Source organism: Streptomyces sp. NPDC008238 (genome assembly GCF_042956445.1).
GTDB lineage: Bacteria > Actinomycetota > Actinomycetes > Streptomycetales > Streptomycetaceae > Actinacidiphila.
The window spans coordinates 133,217-149,203 of sequence record NZ_JBIBGK010000007.1 but is presented as its reverse complement, the minus strand read 5'-3'; the positions used below and the strand labels follow the sequence as shown (position 1 = coordinate 149,203).

Sequence of the window (15,987 nt, the reverse complement as noted above, 5' to 3'; positions counted from 1 at the left end):
ACCCCTGGCCGATCCGCTAAGGTAAGGCTAAGTAAGGCGAGCCTTACCTCTGGCGGCAGCGGTGCGCCTTGGCAGATATCTCGATGTCGAGATAACTCTAATACATCACCGCTGCCGGGTCATGCGCTGGGCCGCCTGTGTGCGGCATCACGCCCTCCCCGCCGGGACGGGCGTGCCACGCCGCCGGCCGCAGGGCCCTGGGCCGGCGCCGCGCCGTGAGAGCGGCTGAAGCCCGCACCGGGCGAGGACGGGCCGGGGGCGGAGCCATGTCCACCCCATGAGGAACGCGTGAGGCCCGTGCTCTTCGCCCCCGGGCATTCCGCCGGGGGTGGAGAGCACGGGCCGGGGGCCGGACGGCCGGGCGGAGCCGTTCCGTGGCGGGCGCCGCCGTCAGCCCTCCGCGAGCATCAGGGCGTTGAGCTCGCCCCAGGGGATGCCGCCCGCGACGGAGGCGTACGTGCCGGTGGCGAGCAGCTCGCGGGCCGCGCGGTCGACGAGGGCGTAGGCGGCCTCGGCTACGGCGCTGCCGAGGCTGACGCGCGCGGCGCCGGCCGCGGCCAGCACGGACACCGGCGGCGCTCCGGGGCCGGCGAGGATGCCGAGCGGGGCGTCGATGCCCTCGGCCAGGGCGGCGACGACGGCCGGGTCGGTGACGCCGGGCACGAAGACGCCGTCCGCGCCCGCCGCGACGTAGCCGGCGGCGCGCTCCAGGGTCTCCCCCAGGTCGCCGGCGCCCCGCAGGAAGGTGTCGGTGCGGGCGTGGACGAACAGCGGCACCCCCGCCTCGTCGGCCGCGCGGCGGGCTGCGGCGATGCGGGCGGCCTGCTCGTCCACGGCGCGCAGCGGGGCCGGGCCGCCGTCGTGGGAGTCCTCGATGTTGATGCCGACCGCGCCCGCCGCCAGCACCGCCCGCACCGTCTCCGCGACGCCCTCGGGGTCGGCCGCGTAGCCGCCCTCGACGTCGGCGCTGACCGGGACGGAGACGGCCGCCGCGACCCGCGCGGTCAGCTCCAGCGCGAGGCGGGGGTCGACGTGGTCGCCGTCCGCGGTGCCCAGGGTCCAGGAGACGCCGGAACTGGTGGTGGCGACGGCGGCTGCCCCGGCGCGCTCGGCGACGCGGGCGCTCGCGGCGTCCCAGGCGTTGGCCAGCAGCAGCGGGCGCCCGGGGACGTGGAGGGAGTGGAGGAGTTCGGCCTTGGCCTTGAGTTCGCTGGTCACGCAGAGAAGTCCAGCACCGCCGGGGTGCGGGGTCCGGCGGATTTCCGACACGTACGTCCCCGGGCCGCCGCCCCGTACGTCCATGTCGGATTCTCGCTAGCCGCGGCCCGCGCGGGCCGCGGATGCTGGGGGATGTGCATGAGGACTTCGAGCGCTGTGTGCGTGCCGTGCAGTCGAAGGACTCCCGTTTCGACGGGTGGTTCTTCACCGCGGTGCTGACCACGCGCATCTACTGCCGGCCCGGCTGCCCCGCGGTGCCGCCCAAGCCGCAGAACATGAGCTTCTACCCGAGTGCGGCCGCCGCCCAGCAGGCCGGCTTCCGCGCCTGCAAGCGCTGCCGGCCCGACGCCACCCCCGGTTCCCCGCGCTGGAACGAGCGTGCGGACCTGGTGGCACGCGCCATGCGCCTGATCGCCGACGGGGTCGTCGACCGGAACGGCGTGCCGGGTCTGGCGGCGCGCCTCGGCTACAGCACCCGGCAGGTCGAGCGCCAGCTGCGGGCCGAGCTCGGGGCGGGACCCCTCGCCCTCGCCCGGGCGCAGCGGGCGCAGACGGCCCGGCTGCTGATCGAGACCTCGGCGCTGCCCATGGGCGACGTCGCCTTCGCCGCCGGGTTCAGCAGCATCCGCGCCTTCAACGAGACCGTGCGCGAGGTCTTCGCCCTCACCCCGAGCGAGCTGCGGACCCGGGCGGCACGGGGACGGCACCCCGTCCCCGCCGACGGCGTCTCGGGCTCGCTGACGCTGCGGCTGCCCTTCCGGGCGCCGCTGTGCCCCGGCAACCTCTTCGGGCACCTGGCCGCGACCGCCGTACCGGGTGTGGAGGAGTGGCGGGAGGGCGCCTACCGGCGCACGCTGCGGCTCCCGCACGGCCACGGCGTCGTGGCCCTGCGGCCGGAGCCCGACCACGTCGCCTGCCGGCTCTCCCTCACCGACTGGCGGGACCTGTCGCACGCGATCAGCCGCTGCCGGTGGCTGCTCGACCTGGACGCCGACCCGGTCGCCGTCGACGCGCTGCTCCGGGAGGACCCGCTGCTCGCCCCGTACGTGGACAAGGCCCCCGGGCGCCGGGTGCCGCGCACGGTGGACGGGCCCGAGTTCGCGGTGCGCGTGGTGCTCGGGCAGCAGGTGTCGACCGCCGCGGCGCGTACGCTGGCGGGCCGGCTGGTGGCGGCGCACGGCGAGCCCGTCGCCGACCCCGCGGGCGGGCTGACCCACCTCTTCCCCTCCCCGTGGGCGCTCACCGGCCTGGACCCGCAGTCCCTGGCGATGCCGCGCACCCGTCGGGCCACGCTGACCGCCCTGGTCGCCGCGCTCACCGAAGGCGGCCTCGACCTGGACGTCGGCAGCGACTGGGAGAAGGCGCGGCGGCAGCTCGCGGCACTCCCGGGCCTCGGGCCGTGGTCGGTCGAGGTGCTCGCGATGAGGGCGCTCGGCGACCCGGACGCCTTCCCCGCCACCGATTTGGGTGTACGGCTGGCCGCGGGAAAACTGGGCCTCCCGGCCACCCCCGCGGCCCTCGTGCGGCGCGCGGCCGCCTGGCGGCCGTGGCGCGCGTACGCCGTCCAGCACCTGTGGGCCACCGGCGACCACCCCGTGAACGTCCTGCCCGCCGACCCGGCCTGAGGAGCACTCATGTCCCTTCGCACACATGCTTTGATCGACAGCCCGGTCGGGCCGCTCACCCTGGTCGCGACGGACGGCGTCCTGTCGGGTCTCTACATGACCGCGCAGCGGCACCGGCCGGCCGAGGAGTCCTTCGGCGAGCGCCGCGACCGGGCCGGGTCCCCGTTCGCGCGTGCCGCCGAACAGCTGCACGCCTACTTCACGGGCGGGTTGACCGCCTTCGACCTGCCGCTGGACCTGCACGGCACCCCCTTCCAGCGGCGCGTCTGGGCGGGCCTGCGGGCCATCCCGTACGGCACGGTCGTGACGTACGGTCAGCTGGCCGAGGAGCTCGGCAGCCCCGGCGCCTCGCGCGCCGTCGGGCTCGCCAACGGGAGGAACCCGGTCGGCATCATCGTGCCCTGCCACCGGGTGGTCGGGGCGTCCGGCAGCCTCACCGGGTACGGGGGCGGGCTGGAGCGCAAGCGGTACCTCCTGGACCTGGAGCTCGGGTTGACATCTCATATGTGAGATAGTCTCTCCCCATGGGAGACGACTACCTCGCACGCATCGGCAAGCTCATCCGTGACGCCCGCCAGCACCGGGGCTGGACCCAGGCGCAACTGGCGGAGGCACTGGGGACCAGCCAGAGCGCGGTGAACCGTATTGAACGCGGGAATCAGAACATCAGCCTTGAGATGATCGCCCGAATCGGTGAAGCGCTCGACAGCGAGATCGTCTCCCTCGGCTACGCGGGCCCCATGCACCTGCGGGTGGTCGGCGGCCGCCGGCTCTCCGGCTCCATCGACGTCAAGACCAGCAAGAACGCGTGCGTGGCGCTGCTGTGCGCCACGCTGCTGAACTCCGGGCGGACCACCCTGCGCCGTGTCGCGCGGATCGAGGAGGTCTACCGCATCCTGGAGGTGCTGAACAGCATCGGCGTGCGCACCCGCTGGATCAACGACGGCAACGACCTGGAGGTCGTCCCGCCCGCGCGCCTGGAGCTGGACTCCATGGACACCGACGCCGCCCGCCGCACCCGCAGCGTGATCATGTTCCTCGGCCCGCTGATGCACCGCACCGACCGCTTCCGCATCCCGTACGCGGGCGGCTGCGACCTCGGCACGCGTACCGTCCAGCCGCACATGACCGCCCTGCGGCACTTCGGGCTGGACGTGACCGCGACCAGCGGGATGTACCACGCCCGGGTCGCCCCCTCGGTGGCCCCGCGGCGGCCGATCGTGCTGACCGAGCGCGGCGACACCGTGACCGAGAACGCGCTCCTGGCGGCCGCCCGGCACGAAGGCGTGACCGTCATCCGCAACGCCAGCTCGAACTACATGGTCCAGGACCTGTGCTTCTTCCTGGAGGAGCTGGGGGTGCGGGTGGACGGCATCGGCACCACCACGCTGACCGTGCACGGCGTCAAGGAGATCGACCGGGACGTGGACTACGCGCCCTCCGAGGACCCGGTGGAGGCCATGAGCCTGCTGGCCGCGGCCGTGGTCACCGAGTCCGAGCTGACCATCCGCCGGGTGCCGGTGGAGTTCCTGGAGATCGAGCTCGCGGTCCTGGAGGAGATGGGGCTGGACCACGAGCGCTCGGCCGAGTACCCCGCCGACAACGGCCGCACCCGGCTGATCGACCTCACCGTGCGCCCCTCCAAGCTGCGCTCCCCCATCGACAAGATCCACCCGATGCCCTTCCCGGGCCTCAACATCGACAACGTGCCCTTCTTCGCGGCCATCGCCGCCACGGCCCAGGGCTCCACGCTGATCCACGACTGGGTCTACGACAACCGCGCCATCTACCTCACCGAACTGACCCGGCTCGGCGCCAACGTCAAGCTGCTGGACCCGCACCGGGTGCTGGTCGAGGGCCCGACCCGCTGGCGCACCGCCGAGATGATGTGCCCGCCGGCGCTGCGGCCCGCCGTGGTGACGCTGCTGGCGATGCTCGCCGCCGAGGGCACCTCGGTACTGCGGAACGTGTACGTGATCAACCGCGGCTACGAGGAGCTGGCCGAGCGGCTCAACTCCATCGGGGCGCAGATCGAGACGTTCCGCGACATCTGACCCCTCCCGCCCCTCCTGGCAGGGAAACCGGCTACTCCCCCGCAAGGTGGCCGTGATAGTCATGCTCCGGGCCGCGGATCATGGCCCTCGGGGGAGGAACGGCCAGGCCAGGAGGGGGTCTTCATGGTGGCGGTCCGACGTGGTCCCGCAGACGGGACGGTGGACGCAAGGGCGCGGAGCAGCTCCGCGTTCTCACTGAGGCGGTGGGCGCCACGCCCGTCGCCCAAGCTCGACCCGGCACGGGGGAACCCGGGGCTCGCGGCTCTGCGCGCGGCCGCGGCCGCCGCGGACTGGCCCGCGATCCGCGAGCGGCTCTCGGCGGTGGCCGACGACCGCGAGCGCAGCTGGCTCGTGGCGAACACGGTGGACGTCGACGGCTGGGAGGGCTGGATGCCCGCCGTCGTCGAGGCCGAGCCGGACTCCGGGCTCGCGCAGTTGGTGGCGGGTGCCCGCCAGGTGACCTGGGCCTGGGAGGCCCGGACCGGGCTGCGCGCCCAGCACGTCTCGCGCGAGCAGTTCCAGGTGTTCCACGAACGCCTCGCGGTGGCCGAGGACCTGCTGTACCGGGCCGCGGAGCTCGAACCCGGTTGGGCGTCCCCCTGGTACTTCCTGCAGATGAGCGGACGGGGGCTGCAGGTCGGCCCGGACCTCGCGCGGCTGCGCTTCGAGGCCACCGTACGGCGCTCCCCGCTGCACCTGGGTGCGCACCAGCAGCGGTTGCAGCAGGTGTGCCGCAAGTGGGGCGGTTCGCACGAGGAGATGCACGCCTTCGCCCGGGAGTCCATGCTCGCCGCCCCCGAGGGCAGCGAGCTGGGGGTGCTGGTCGCGATCGCGCACCTGGAGCACTGGGGCGACCTGGACCACGGCGCCGACACCGCGTACATGCTCCGCCTCCAGGTCGAGAAGGAGCTGTACGAGGCCGCGGACCGCTCCTACCGCAACCCGGCCTACCAGGGCGCCCTCGACCCGGTCGCGACGCTCAACGTCTTCGCCATGGCCTTCGCCCTGGCCGGCGAGAAGAAGGCGGCCGCCGAGGCCTTCGCCGCCACCGGCGGGCTCGTCACCGAGTTCCCGTGGGAGTACCTCAACGGTGGCGACCCCGTCGCGGCCTACCGCACGCTGCGGTCAAGCTCGGGGCGTCCCTGACCGTCCCAGGCCGGACCCAAGCCGTCCCGCGCCCCGTATCCCCGTCCGCGCACCGCCCGGAAGGCCCCTTCGGTGTCCCAGTCCCCGTCAGCGCACACGTTCCAGGTCGACCTGCGCGGCCTGGTCGACCTGCTCTCCCACCACCTCTACTCCAGCCCCCGCGTCTACCTGCGCGAGCTGCTGCAGAACGCCGTCGACGCGATCACCGCCCGGCAGGCTGTCCAGCCGGGTGCACCGGCCCGGATCACCGTGCGCACCGGTGACACGCTCACCATCACCGACACCGGTGTCGGCTTGAGCGAGGCCGACGTGCACACCTTCCTCGCCACCATCGGGCGCAGCTCCAAGCGCGCCGCCGACGGCGAGATCGAGGCCGCCCGCGGCGACTTCATCGGCCAGTTCGGCATCGGGCTGCTGGCCTGCTTCGTGGTGGCCGACGAGATCACCGTCGTCAGCCGCCCGGCGGTCGTGGCCGGCGCCCCGGCCGTCGAGTGGCGCGGCCGCTCGGACGGCAGCTACACCATCCGCACCCTCCCCGCCGACGCGCTGCCCGAGCCGGGGACCCGAGTGACGCTGACCCCGCGGGCGGACGCCCGCGAGTGGACGGAGCCCGAGCGGGTGACCCAGCTGGCCCGGCACTACGGCAGCCTGCTGCGGCACGAGGTCACCGTCGTCGATCCGCGCGGTGAGAGCACCGCCGTCAACGAGACCCCGCCGTGGGAGCGCCGCCACGGTTCCCCGCTGGCCCGCGCCGAGGCGCTCGCCGAACACTGCCGCGCGACGTTCGGCTTCACCCCGCTGGACACCATCGACCTCGACCTGCCCGTCGCCGGGCTGCGCGGTGTGGCCTACGTGCTGCCGACCGCCGTCAACCCGTCGGAGCGGGCCGGGCACCGGGTGCACCTCAAGGGCATGCTGCTCTCGGACCGGGCCGCCGAACTCCTCCCGGAGTGGGCCTTCTTCGTCCGCTGCGTCGTGGACGTCACCAGCCTGCGCCCGACGGCCTCACGCGAGGCGCTGTACGAGGACGAGACGCTGGCCGCCGTCCGCGACGCCCTCGGCGCCCGCATCCGCGACTGGCTGACCGGGCTCGCCGCCAGCGACCCGGTGCTGCTGCAGCGCTTCATCGACAGCCACCACCTGGCCGTCAAGGCGCTGGCCCGCTACGACGACGCGCTGCTGCGGATGCTGCTGCCGTGGCTGCCCTTCGAGACCACCGACGGCAACGTCACGCTGGAGGAGTTCGCCCGCGCCCACCCCACGGTGCTGGTGACCCGCAACGTCGACGAGTTCCGGCAGGTCGCCCCGATCGCCGCGGCGGCGGGTCTCGGCGTCGTCAACGGCGGCTACACCTACGACCGGGACCTGGTGCACCGGCTGCCGGAGATCCGGCCCGGGACCACGGTCACCGACCTGGACCCGGCCACCGTGACGGCCCACCTCGACCCCGTCGACTCGGCCGCCGAACTCGCCGGCGCCGCGTTCCTCGCGGTCGCCCGTGAGGTCGTCGGCCAGTACGACTGCGACGTCGTGCTGCGGGCCTTCCAGCCGGTCACGGCGCCCGCGCTGCTCCTGGACAGCCGCGAGGCACGCCACGAGCGCACCCGGGCCGGCCTCGCGGAGGGCAGCGACGGGCTGTGGGCGGACATCCTGGGCTCGCTGCGCACGGAGACCCCGCGGGCCCAGCTCGTCCTCAACCACCTCAACCCGCTGGTGCGCCGGGCCGCCGGCATCACCGAGCGGGGGCTCGCGCTGACCACGGCCGAGGCCCTGTACGGGCAGGCGCTGCTGCTCACCCGGAGGCCGCTGAAGTCCTCGGAGAGCGCGCTGCTCAACCGGGCCTTCATCGGCCTGCTCACCCACGCCATGCACGACCAGGACACCCCCGCGTCCGGGCCGGACGCCAAGGAGCACTGATGCTGGACACCCCCGAGGCCGTGTTCGAGGCGCTCCGCGAGAACAACGAGCGCCCCTACGGAACGCCCCGCACCGTGACCGCCGAGGAACTGGTCGAGGCGGCCGAGCAGTTCGAGGAGAAGGACGTCCTCGTCACGGCGCTGCTCGAACTCATGTCGGCGTACGAGTACGCCGCCGAGCACCGCAAGTCCCCGGTGGTCTTCGCCCGGATCCTGAAGCTGTGGGAGGAGGTGCCCGGCTCCTTCAGCGAGTGGGAGGCCCGCCAGGTGCTGTGGCGCCACAAGTGGGTGACGACCTCGCTGCTCCAGGTGCCGGACGTCCCGCTGGCGGCGGTCGACGGGTGGGTCTCCCAGATGGGCGAGCGCTACCGCGCCGCCGGTGAGGGCCGGCAGCCGGTGGCGGCGATGCGGCACCGCATCGCCGCGCACACCGGCGCGGACGTCGAGACGGCCTGGGACCTGTGGGTGACCCGGCGCCGTGAGCCGCTCAGCGACTGCCTGGCCTGCGAGACCCGGCACCAGGGCCTGCACCACCTGGCCGCGGGCGACGAGGAGGGAGCGCTGCGCACCTGGGAACCGGTCCTCGGCGGCGTCCAGAGCTGCGAGGAGGAGCCCTGGGTCACCCAGGCCCACGCCCTGCTGCCGCTGCTGCGCCTCGGCCGTACCGACGAGGCCCGTTCCCACCACCTGACCGGCTACCGGCACGTCCGGGGCCGCGTCGGGATGGCCGAGGAGGCAGGCCTGCACGTGGAGTTCTGCGCGCTGTCCGGCAACGAGGGCCGGGCGCTGGAGATCCTCGCCGAGAACCGCGCCCTCTTCGACACCGCCGGGGCCCCGCTGTCGCTGCTCGGTTTCCTGACCGGCGTCGAGGTCCTGGCGCGGCGCCTGGTCGACCAGGGGTACGGCACGACCCCCGTCGCCGGACCGCTGGGGCGCACCTGGACGGCGCGGGAGCTGCTGGACCACGTCCACGAGCAGGGCGACGCCCTGGCCGCGGCCTTCGACCGGCGCAACGGCACCGGCACCGTGGGCGAGCGACGCCGGGCCCGGCTGGACCGGCGCCCGCCGCTCGCCGAGCCGCTGCCGCTGGGTCTGCGCACCGCGACCGTACCGTCGTCCCCGGAGGGCACGCCCGCGGTGACGGCACCTACCCAGGCCGTGTCCGCCCGGGAGGTGCCCGAGGACTTCGTCGAACTGGTGGAGAGGGCACGCGAGCTGGCCGACGCGGGCCGTCCCGGTGACGAGGAGCTGTGGCACCTGGTCGCCGAGCGCGCCGGGGCCGGGGACCACGTCCACGACCCGCGGCTGGGCCCGGAGGAGCGGCTGCGGGGCGAACTGGCCGAGCACCGCGCCTTCGCGGCCATGGAGGACGAGGACAAGGCGGCGGTCAGGGCCGCGCTCACCGAGGCACGGGAGCTGTTCGCCGTCGCCGGCATGCCCGAGCGCGTGCTGACCGCCCGGGCACGGCTGGCATCGGTCGGCGTGGAGCCCGGCCCGGAGGCCGACGAGGGCCGGGCGGAGCTGGACGCAGTGCTCGCCGAGGCCCGTGCGCTGGTGGACGCGAGCCCCGCCACCCCCGGGGTCCTGCGCGCCTGGTTCGTCGTGCTGCAGTGCCGTGCCTACCTCGCGCACACCGAGGCGATGGCCGCGCTGCCGGACGTCCCGGCGGAGCTGCGCGAGCGCTTCGAGACCGCCGTCGCCGAGGCCGTGGCCGAGTCGGAGCGGCTCGGCGCGCCGGAGCGCACGGTCAACACCCGCGTGTACGCGGCCGACCTCGCGGCCCGCACCGGTGACCTGGACCGCGCCGAGCAGGAGCTGCGGAGCGTGCTGCGGGTCGTGGAGGCGGCCGGGACCCCCTGGCGTGCGACGCGTCCGCGGGGGCTGCTCGGCCAGGTGCTGCTGCAGCAGCACCGCCCCGAGGACGCGATGGAGCAGTTCCACGGCGCGCTGGCCTCGGCCCGCGCCCACGGCGACACCGCGTTCCCGGTGGCGCGCACCTACGCGCTGCTCGGCCACGCCGCCGACCACGCGGGCAACCTGGGCGCCGCCGTACGTCACCTGTCCGACGGCGCGGCGCGGCTGGACCGCGAGGGCGAGGCCTCCGGCGCCGCCGAGATGCGGGTGGAGCTGGCAGACGTCCTCGTGCGCGCCGACCGCCCGGCGGACGCCGTCGCCGTGCTGGAGTCGCTGGTCACGGACGAGGCCGCGGCCGGCATGGACGAACGCGCCCTGGCGCAGGCCCGGCTGCTGCTGGCGCGGGGCCTGCGGGAACTGGCGGAGCACCGCGCGAGCGCCGAGCAGTTCCTGCTGCTGGCCGACGCCGTCGAGTCGTGGGAGGAGCAGGTCACGCACACGCTCGCCGCCGCCGAGGCCGCCACCGCCCTGCTGGCGGCCGGCCGTGAGGACGCGGCGCGCTCCGCCTACGACCGCGCGGTCGCCTCGCACGGGAAGGGCCCGAACCCGCACGCCGTGGCGGAGATGATGCGGGACTTCGCGGCGCACGCGGTGTCGGCCGAGGGCGCCGAGGGCCTGGAGAAGGCACTGGGCCACCTGCGCGAGGCCGACGAGCTGCTGGCGGCCGTGACCGGCGAGGACGAGGACATCGCCCTCTGGTACGAGACCGGCGCCACGCACTACCAGCGCGGCCGGGCCTACGCCGGCGCCGGGCGCTTCGCCGAGGCACTCGCCGAACTGGAGCGGGCGATCGCCGCCCACGACGAGGGCGGGCCGCGGGGCGAGGCGCCGCGCGCCGAGGCCGTCCGGGTCGCCGCCCTGGTCGAGGCGAACGGACTGCAGCGGCCGGACGCCGCCCTCGCGCGGCTGCGCGCCGCGATCACCCGCTGCCGCGAGGCGGGCCTCGACCAGGCGGCCGCGATCCTCTCCCGGGTCGGCGAGGAGGTGTCCTCACGCCGCCAGGGCTGACACCCGTGGTACGAACGTGGCGACCGCCCTCGGCGCCCCCTCCCCCGGAACCGGGGCGCGCGGGTGTCGATCCGGGCGGTCGCCGTTCGTGTAGAGGGTGGAACGCCGGCGCAGGGCCGGCCCGGAGAGCGAGGACGGCCGACATGAAGCACTACCTGCTCAGCGTGTACCAGCCCGAGGGGACCCCGCCGCCACCCGAGGACCTGGCCCGGATCATGGCCGATGTCGAGGTCCTCAACCGGCAGATGAAGGAGGCCGGGGCCTGGGTCTTCGGGGCGGGGCTGAACGCCCCGGACACCGCCACGGTGCTGCGGCCGCGGGAGGGGGAGGTCCTCGTCACCGACGGGCCGTTCCTGGAGAGCAAGGAGTACCTCGGCGGCTTCACGATCGTGAAGGCGGCCGATCTCGACGCCGCGCTGGAGTGGGGGCGCAGGCTGGCGCGGGCGACCACGCTGCCCATCGAGGTCCGGCCCTTCGCGCACGAGGTCGAGGACTGACGGTCGGCGTGCCGGAGCCGGGCGCGCCCGAGGTCGAGCGGATCTTCCGCGAGGAGTACGGGCGCGCGGTCGCCGTCCTGGTCCGCCGCTTCGGCGACATCGACCTCGCGGAGGAGGCGGTCCAGGAGGCCTTCACCACGGCCGTGGAGCGGTGGCCGCGGACGGGCCCGCCGCCGAGCCCGGCCGGCTGGATCGTCACCACCGCCCGCAACCGCGCGATCGACCGGCTGCGCCGCGAGGCGTCCCGCGAGGACCGGCAGGCCCGGGCGGCCCTGCCGCAAGACGTCCACGACGTCCACGAAAGCGGCGAGGAGGGCCCCGTGCGGGACGAACGGCTCCGTCTGCTCTTCACCTGCTGCCATCCCGCGCTCGCCCCGGCCGCGCGCGTGGCGCTGACGCTCCGGCTGCTGGGCGGCCTGACCACCGCCGAGATCGCCCGGGCCTTCCTCGTCCCGGAGAGCACCATGGCGCAGCGGCTGGTCAGGGCGAAGGGCAAGATCCGCGACGCCCGGATCCCGTACCGCGTCCCGGACGAGGCCGATCTGCCGGAACGGCTCGGCGCGGTGCTGGCGGTGGTGTACCTGGTCTTCAACGAGGGCTACCTGCCCGGCTCCGGGGACCGGCTGGTCCGCGAGGAGCTGTGCGCCGAGGCGATCCGCCTGGGCCGGCTGCTGGCCGGGCTCATGCCCGACGAGCCCGAGGCGCTGGGGCTGCTCGCCCTGATGCTGCTGGCCCAGTCGCGCCGCCCGGCCCGTACCGGCCCGGACGGCGCCGCGGTGCCGCTGGCCGAGCAGGACCGCGCCCTGTGGGACCGGGACCTGGTCGCGGAGGGGCAGGAACTGGTCCGCCGCTGCCTGCGCCGGGGCCGGCCCGGGCCGTACCAGGTCCAGGCGGCGATCAGCGCCGTGCACAGCGACGCCCCGTCCGCCGCCGAGACGGACTGGCAGCAGGTCCTCGCCCTCTACGACCGGTTGACGGCCCTGGCACCGGGCCCCGTGGTCACCCTCAACCGGGCCGTCGCCCTCGCCGAGGTCGAGGGCCCTGCCACCGCGCTCGCCTCCGTCGACGGCCTCCCCCTGGCGGGCTACCCCGCGTTCCACGCCGTCCGCGCCGACCTGCTGCGCCGCCTGGGCCGCACGGCCGAGGCCGCGCAGGCCTACGACGCCGCGGCCGCCCGCACCGAGAACCAGGCCGAACGCGACTTCCTGCGGCGCAGACGTGCGGCGCTCGGCACCCCGAAGTGACGGCCCCGCGGGGGCCTTCGGGGGCCGAGCGGACGTCCACCTCCGCCGCTACGGGGCGGGCCCGGCACAACGCCCGGTTGGCGCCGGCACGGCGCCGCGCCGGAACGCACGGCCGCGCGCAGGGTCCGCGGCCTCGCAGCCCGGACACCTCCTGACTGTGCATCAGGTCAGCATGGCGAGCCCGTCGAGTTCGACCATGGCCTCCTCGTCCCACAGGCGGGTGATGCCGATGACCGCCATCGCCGGGTAGTCGCGGCCGGCCAGGGCGCGCCAGATGCGGCCGAGTTCGGGGGCGTGGTCGCGGTAGGCGGCGACGTCCGTGGTGTGGACGGTGAGCCGGGCGAGGTCGGCGGGGGTGCCGCCGGCGGCCTGGAGGGCGGTCAGCAGGTTGATCAACGCGTGCTCGAACTGGGCGGGGAGCGTGTCCCCGACGACCTTGCCCCCGGAGTCCAGCGCGGTCTGGCCCGCGAGGAGGACGAGGGTGCGGCCGGTGGCGGTGACGGCGTGGCTGAAACCGGTGGGCGGGGAGAGCTCGGGCGGGTTGATCCGGTTGAGGGTCATGCGAAGAGCTCCTTGGCGATGATCGACCGCTGGACTTCGGTGGCGCCTTCGTAGATACGCGGTGCGCGGACCTCGCGGTAGAGGTGCTCGAGGAGGTGACCGCGCTCCAGGGCGCGGGCCCCGTGGATCTGCACGGCGGAGTCGACCGCGTACTGGGCGGTCTCGGTGGCGAAGAGCTTGGCCATGGCGGAGCTGCGGGCGGTCCCCGCGGCGCCGGAGTCGTAGGCCTCGGCGGCGGCGTAGACCAGCAGACGGGCGGCCTCGGTGCGGGTGGCCATCTCGGCGAGGGTGTGCGAGACGGCCTGGAGCTCCTTCAGGGGCGCGCCGAAGGCGGTACGGGAGGCGGCGTGGGCGGTGGCCGCGTCGAGGGCGGCCTGCGCCATGCCGACCGCGAAGGCGCCGACGCTCGGCCGGAAGCGGTTGAGGGTGGTCATGGCGACCCGGAAGCCCCGGTCGACCTCGCCGATCACGTCCTGCTCGCCGACCGGTACGGCGTCGAGGCGCAGCCGCCCGATGGGGTGCGGGGAGAGCATGTCGAGGGGTTCGCCGGTCAGGCCCGGGCGGTCGGCGGGGACCGCGAAGGCGGTGACGCCGCGGGCACCGGCGCCGGGGGTGGTCCGGGCGAAGACCGTGTAGAGGTCGGCCTCGGGGGCGTTGGAGATCCAGCACTTCTCGCCGGTGAGCCGCCAGCCGCCGCCGGGTGCGGGCTCCGCCGCCAGTTCGAGGGCGGCGGCGTCGGAGCCGGCGCCCGGTTCGGTGAGCGCCAAGGCCGCGACGGCCTCTCCGGAGACAACCCGCGGGATCCAGCGGGCGGCCAGTTCCGGGGACTCCAGCAGGGGGTGGGCGCCCAGCCCCTGCAGGGCGAGCGCGGTCTCGGCCTCGGTGCACTCGCGGGCCAGGGACTCCCTCAGCAGGCACAGCTCGAGGGCGGTGCCGGGGAAGAGGCGGGCCAGCAGCCCGAGTTCGCCGAGGGCGGTGAGCAGCGGGCGGTTGACCCGCCCGGGCTCACCGGCCGCCGCCAGCGGCCGGAGCCGTTCGGCGGCCCAATCGCGCACCTGCGCACACCACTTGAGTTGTTCCGGGTCGAGCGCGAACGATGCCACGCGGCACCTCCCGTATCGCGTACCGTTGACTGCCGTCACAAACACGTTACGCTGAATCCGTCCGCAACCAGGGCCCAACGAGGGGCGAACCCGCCATGGACCTGCTGCCGTCAGCACACGTGGACACTTTCCCGCGGGATCACCTCCCGCCGCGTGACCAGTGGCCCGTCCTGACCCGAGACCTCCCCGAGCTGGCCTATCCGGACCGGCTCAACTGCGGTACCGAACTCCTCGCCGCCGGACGGCCCGAGGCGCCCTGCCTGCGGACGCCGGACGGTGAGGTCTGGTCGTACGCCGACCTGCGCGCCGCCTCCGACCGCATCGCGCACGTGCTGACCGACGACCTCGGAGTGGTGCCCGGCAACCGTGTACTGCTGCGCGGGCCCACCACACCGTGGCTGGTGGCCTGCTGGTTCGCCGTCATGAAGGCGGGCGCGGTCGCGGTGACGGTGCTCGCGGCGCACCGCCCGCACGAACTCGCGACGATCTGCGAGATCGCCTCCGTTCGGCACGCGCTGTGCGACATCCGCGCGCTCGACGACCTCGCCAAGTGCGAGGCGCCCGGGCTGCGCGTCGCCACCTACGGCGGCGAGGCGCCGGACGACCTGCTGCGGCTCGCGGCCGGCCGGCCGGACTCCTTCGCCGCGGTGGAGACCTCGTCGGACGACGTCGCGCTGATCGCCTTCACCTCCGGCACGACCGGACGGCCCAAGGGCTGCATGCACTTCCACCGGGACGTGCTGGCGATCGCCGACACCTTCTCGGCGCACATACTGCGCCCCACCCCGGCGGACGTGTTCGCCGGCAGCCCGCCGCTGGGCTTCACCTTCGGGCTGGGCGGCCTGGTCGTCTTCCCGCTGCGCGTGGGGGCGTCGGCGCTGCTCCTCGAGCAGGCCGGGCCCGAGCAGCTCGCCCGGGCCGTCGCGGAGCACGGGGTGACGGTGCTGTTCACCGCGCCCACCGCGTACCGGGCCATACTCGCCTCGCACGGCTCCAGGGACCTGTCCTCGCTGCGCCGCTGCGTGTCGGCGGGCGAGAACCTCCCCGAGTCGACCTGGCACGCCTGGTACGAGTCGACGGGGCTGCGGATCATCAACGGCATAGGGGCGACGGAGCTGCTGCACATCTTCATCTCCGCCGCCGACGACGTGATCCGCCCGGGCACCACGGGCCTGCCGGTGCCGGGCTACCAGGCCCGGGTCGTCGATCCCCTGACGCTCTCCCCCGTACCGGACGGCGAACCGGGGCTGCTGGCGGTGCGCGGCCCCACGGGCTGCCGCTACCTGGCCGACGAGCGGCAGCGGGAATACGTGCGGGACGGCTGGAACATCACCGGCGACACCTATGTGCGCGAGGCCGACGGCTACTTCCGCTACGTGGCCCGCGCCGACGACATGATCATCTCGTCGGGGTACAACATCGCGGGCCCCGAGGTCGAGGAGGCGCTGCTGCGCCACCCCGACGTGCGGGAGGCGGCGGTCATCGGCGTGCCGGACGAGCAGCGCGGCCAGATCGTGCGGGCCTTCGTCGTGCTGCGGGACGGCCCGCCGCGCGACGAGCACACGGTCGAGGCGCTGCGCTCCTTCACCCGGGAGGAGATCGCGAGCTACAAGTGCCCGCGCGAGGTCGTCTTCCTCGACGCCCTGCCCCGCACGCCCACGGGGAAGCTGCAGCGCTTCCGGCTGCGCGACCTACAGTGAT

At 74.8% G+C, this 15,987-nt stretch carries 12 protein-coding genes; 9 read left to right on the top strand and 3 right to left on the bottom strand.

Going from position 1 to position 15,987, the window contains the following annotated elements; genetic code table 11:
* Positions 1-390: 390 nt before the first annotated feature.
* A complete protein-coding gene (locus ACFZAU_RS17930) occupies positions 391-1,218 on the bottom strand; it encodes an isocitrate lyase/PEP mutase family protein (protein ID WP_500552923.1) in 828 nt (275 codons plus the stop codon).
* A 134-nt stretch (positions 1,219-1,352) separates the two neighbouring features.
* On the opposite strand from ACFZAU_RS17930, the gene ACFZAU_RS17925 reads away from it, so the two are divergent.
* The 8 genes from ACFZAU_RS17925 to ACFZAU_RS17890 all read left to right on the top strand — a co-directional run bounded on the left by ACFZAU_RS17925 (position 1,353) and on the right by ACFZAU_RS17890 (position 12,622).
* Complete coding sequence (locus ACFZAU_RS17925; protein ID WP_500552922.1) at positions 1,353-2,843, top strand: AlkA N-terminal domain-containing protein; 1,491 nt, start codon at positions 1,353-1,355, stop codon at positions 2,841-2,843.
* Positions 2,844-2,852: 9 nt separating this feature from the next.
* Positions 2,853-3,353, top strand: a complete 501-nt coding sequence (locus tag ACFZAU_RS17920) for a methylated-DNA--[protein]-cysteine S-methyltransferase (RefSeq protein ID WP_500552921.1) — start codon at positions 2,853-2,855, stop codon at positions 3,351-3,353.
* 14 nt (positions 3,354-3,367) lie between these two features.
* Positions 3,368-4,897 carry a UDP-N-acetylglucosamine 1-carboxyvinyltransferase gene (locus ACFZAU_RS17915; protein WP_499601757.1) on the top strand — a complete coding sequence of 510 codons (1,530 nt, stop codon included), beginning with the start codon at positions 3,368-3,370 and terminating at the stop codon, positions 4,895-4,897.
* Positions 4,898-5,020: 123 nt separating this feature from the next.
* A complete protein-coding gene (locus ACFZAU_RS17910; protein ID WP_500552920.1) occupies positions 5,021-6,043 on the top strand; it encodes a hypothetical protein in 1,023 nt (340 codons plus the stop codon).
* Between the two features lie 72 nt (positions 6,044-6,115).
* Positions 6,116-7,960: an HSP90 family protein gene (locus ACFZAU_RS17905; protein ID WP_500552919.1), complete on the top strand. Its 1,845-nt coding sequence runs from the start codon at positions 6,116-6,118 to the stop codon at positions 7,958-7,960.
* Positions 7,960-10,881, top strand: coding sequence for a hypothetical protein (locus tag ACFZAU_RS17900; RefSeq protein ID WP_500552918.1), 2,922 nt, complete (start codon positions 7,960-7,962; stop codon positions 10,879-10,881). The genes ACFZAU_RS17905 and ACFZAU_RS17900 overlap by 1 nt, the downstream gene beginning before the upstream one ends.
* A 143-nt stretch (positions 10,882-11,024) precedes the next feature.
* Positions 11,025-11,378, top strand: coding sequence for a YciI family protein (locus ACFZAU_RS17895; RefSeq protein WP_500552917.1), 354 nt, complete (start codon positions 11,025-11,027; stop codon positions 11,376-11,378).
* A gap of 8 nt (positions 11,379-11,386) precedes the next feature.
* Complete coding sequence (locus ACFZAU_RS17890; protein WP_500552916.1) at positions 11,387-12,622, top strand: RNA polymerase sigma factor; 1,236 nt, start codon at positions 11,387-11,389, stop codon at positions 12,620-12,622.
* Between the two features lie 162 nt (positions 12,623-12,784).
* Here ACFZAU_RS17890 and ACFZAU_RS17885 read toward each other — a convergent pair whose 3' ends face one another.
* Positions 12,785-13,183: a RidA family protein gene (locus tag ACFZAU_RS17885; protein WP_500552915.1), complete on the bottom strand. Its 399-nt coding sequence runs from the start codon at positions 13,181-13,183 to the stop codon at positions 12,785-12,787.
* A complete protein-coding gene (locus tag ACFZAU_RS17880; RefSeq protein ID WP_500552914.1) occupies positions 13,180-14,286 on the bottom strand; it encodes an acyl-CoA dehydrogenase family protein in 1,107 nt (368 codons plus the stop codon). Before ACFZAU_RS17880 ends, ACFZAU_RS17885 begins: the two co-directional genes overlap by 4 nt.
* Before the next feature lie 95 nt (positions 14,287-14,381).
* Between ACFZAU_RS17880 and ACFZAU_RS17875 the strand changes: the two genes are divergently transcribed.
* Positions 14,382-15,986 (top strand): AMP-binding protein, encoded by a 1,605-nt coding sequence (locus ACFZAU_RS17875; RefSeq protein ID WP_500552913.1) that lies wholly within the window; start codon positions 14,382-14,384, stop codon positions 15,984-15,986.
* The last annotated feature ends 1 nt before the right edge of the window (position 15,987 follow it).

Excerpts from the sequence above, each read along its gene's own strand:
- ACFZAU_RS17920 (WP_500552921.1), top strand. The coding sequence starts at position 2,853 with ATGTCCCTTCGCACACATGCTTTGATCGACAGCCCGGTCGGGCCGCTC.
- ACFZAU_RS17915 (WP_499601757.1), top strand. The coding sequence starts at position 3,368 with ATGGGAGACGACTACCTCGCACGCATCGGCAAGCTCATCCGTGACGCC.
- ACFZAU_RS17910 (WP_500552920.1), top strand. The coding sequence starts at position 5,021 with ATGGTGGCGGTCCGACGTGGTCCCGCAGACGGGACGGTGGACGCAAGG.
- ACFZAU_RS17900 (WP_500552918.1), top strand. The coding sequence starts at position 7,960 with ATGCTGGACACCCCCGAGGCCGTGTTCGAGGCGCTCCGCGAGAACAAC.
- ACFZAU_RS17895 (WP_500552917.1), top strand. The coding sequence starts at position 11,025 with ATGAAGCACTACCTGCTCAGCGTGTACCAGCCCGAGGGGACCCCGCCG.
- ACFZAU_RS17885 (WP_500552915.1), bottom strand. The coding sequence starts at position 13,183 with ATGACCCTCAACCGGATCAACCCGCCCGAGCTCTCCCCGCCCACCGGT.
- ACFZAU_RS17875 (WP_500552913.1), top strand. The coding sequence starts at position 14,382 with ATGGACCTGCTGCCGTCAGCACACGTGGACACTTTCCCGCGGGATCAC.